This is a genomic window from Candidatus Obscuribacterales bacterium (assembly GCA_036703605.1).
GTDB lineage: Bacteria > Cyanobacteriota > Cyanobacteriia > RECH01 > RECH01 > RECH01.
Genome location: DATNRH010001045.1, coordinates 1 through 1,096, shown reverse-complemented (window position 1 = coordinate 1,096; position 1,096 = coordinate 1). Strand labels below are relative to the sequence as shown.

The window sequence follows — 1,096 nt, the reverse complement described above, 5'->3', positions numbered from 1 at the left end:
GGAACACAACCGGGTCAAGCTGGTAAAAGATGGACGCATCCTGAATTATGACTTCCTGGTAGTTGCCACCGGTGCCCAGACTCACCCTGAAGAGACGCCCGGAATCATGGAGAATGGTTGGCATAAAGATGTGTTCGATTTCTACACCATCGAAGGCGCGATGGCGCTAGCAAAGTATTTGCGCACCTGGCAGGGCGGGCGCATGGTATTGAATGTGGTTGAAAACCCGATCAAGTGCCCAGTGGCACCCCTTGAGTTCTTGATGCTTGCCGACTGGTTTTTCCACGAACAAGGCATCCGCGATCGCGTGGATATCACATACGCCACCCCACTCCCAGGCGCTTTCACCAAGCCGATCGCCTCCAAACACCTGGGAGACATCCTGGAACGAAAAGGTGTCAAAGTCGTACCGGAATTCTATATCGAGCGCGTCGATCCAGATGCTAAAAAGATCGTATCCTATGACGAACAGGAATTGGAATATGATCTATTGGTGACCGTGCCGCTCAACATGGGTTCGGATGTGATCGAACGTTCCGGTCTGGGAGATGACCTTAATTTCATCCCAGTTGACCAGCACACTTTTCTCTCACCGAAGTATGACAATATATTTGTCCTGGGTGATGCAGCCAACCTTCCGACTTCAAAAGCAGGCTCGGTAGCGCACTTTGCGGTGGATTGCTTCTCTGAGAACTTCCTGCGTTATATCGATGGGCTGGAAATGCTGCCTACATTCGATGGGCATGCGAACTGCTTCATCGAATCCGGTTTTGGCAAGGGTCTGCTGATCGATTTCAATTACGATGTCGAACCGCTTCCAGGCAAGTACCCCCTCCCGGGGATTGGCCCCTTCTCCCTACTGCAGGAATCAGAGATGAATCACTGGGGCAAGATGCTGTTCCGCTGGTTGTATTGGAACACCTTGCTCAAAGGGGAAGAACTGCCCCTACCTGCGAAGATGTCGATGGCAGGTAAATGGGATGGCTGAGGAGCGAGTGATGGATCAATCAATGGTAGAGCTGAATCAAAAGATCGATGATCTGACAACCCAGGTGGCGTATTTGACCGAACAGACTCAGATCGCGGAGCGCCAACG

1 protein-coding gene is annotated in these 1,096 nt (G+C 51.7%); it reads left to right on the top strand.

Translation table 11 applies throughout. From position 1 onward, the window contains the following. On the top strand, positions 1-988 hold a 988-nt coding region (locus V6D20_21315), incomplete at its 5' end, for an FAD/NAD(P)-binding oxidoreductase (protein ID HEY9818321.1). Between the last annotated feature and the right edge of the window lie 108 nt (positions 989-1,096).